1 protein-coding gene is annotated in these 1,061 nt (G+C 56.3%); it reads right to left on the bottom strand.

The window, feature by feature from the left end:
• Window positions 1-34: 34 nt before the first annotated feature.
• Window positions 35-766 carry a hypothetical protein gene (locus tag H1B37_RS32915; RefSeq protein WP_182871505.1) on the bottom strand — a complete coding sequence of 244 codons (732 nt, stop codon included), beginning with the start codon at window positions 764-766 and terminating at the stop codon, window positions 35-37.
• Window positions 767-1,061 lie beyond the last annotated feature (295 nt).

Raw genomic sequence — 1,061 nt, forward strand, 5'->3', positions numbered from 1 at the left:
GGTGCATTCCCATTTAGTTGACGCGGAAATCACGCTAATCGCCGGTCGAAATAAGTTGTTGATCAGGGGCTTCAACTTTGCAACTCATCGGGCGAGGCTCCCAGTGCCAGCCGTCGCTTGCCTGGGTGCGTCGAAATTCTGCCAGCTCGCCGATCGATTCATCCCAACGATCTGGGATCAAATGAGCACGAACTTGAAGCATCTGCTCCGCGTTTTCACTTTTCCAAAACATCGCGTTGCTCTTCAGTCGCAAATTGATTACCCGGCGGATGCTGCTTTCGATTGCACCGCTACCACAAGGAACACCGCTTCGTCGATAGGCGGGATAGCTCAATCGCCCCGCCTCTCCGTGGCGACAGAGGTAGTGGATTTCCGTCTCCAACTCCGCCGTCGATCCGTCTTTGCGTTCAAGCCCTGCTAACTCATCTACCACTTTTCGCCATTGGCCGTTCCGCAACAGCGTTCGCAGTTGACGATAATGCTGGCGGCGGACCTCTGCGTCGAGGCCGAGCGAAGCAAGTGCCTTGGAGACATGATGCACCGCATGACAGCAGTCCAAGACCTGATGAGTAACCACATCGGTCAACCCGGCCAATTCAATGATTCGATCAATACGACCCCAGATCCAAGGGGCGCCGTCGGCGACGAACGTCACGCTTTGCGCTTCGGCGCCCCCAAGTCGATGAAGGTGCATCGCCACCACTTCGGCGATCGCGTCTGGCCCAAGCAACGTGCCGTCGATTGTCGCTCGATGCTCTTTGACCATCCGTCCTTGATCGTCGTGAACAAAGATCGTTATCAGTTTGGGCTCACGCCAGTCTGATGCAAACGAACGAGAGGGTTTCTTAGCTGAGCGTCCGGGCACATCGGCTTGGCCCTGAGCGGCATCAGCGGGCGACTCACTCGAAGCCGATGCGGACCTCATTTTGCCGCGTATTTTCATTCTTCCGCCGTCTATCTGAACGGACACTTGTCTCCCGGCAAGCTCACCGTTGCTTGGCAGTTCCCCTTGCCGAAACAATTCGAGCCGATGTCGTCGCAATCGCAATAAACCGTCACCC

Origin of the sequence: Stieleria mannarensis (assembly GCF_014154935.1) — a bacterium.
In the GTDB taxonomy this organism is placed as follows: domain Bacteria; phylum Planctomycetota; class Planctomycetia; order Pirellulales; family Pirellulaceae; genus Stieleria; species Stieleria mannarensis.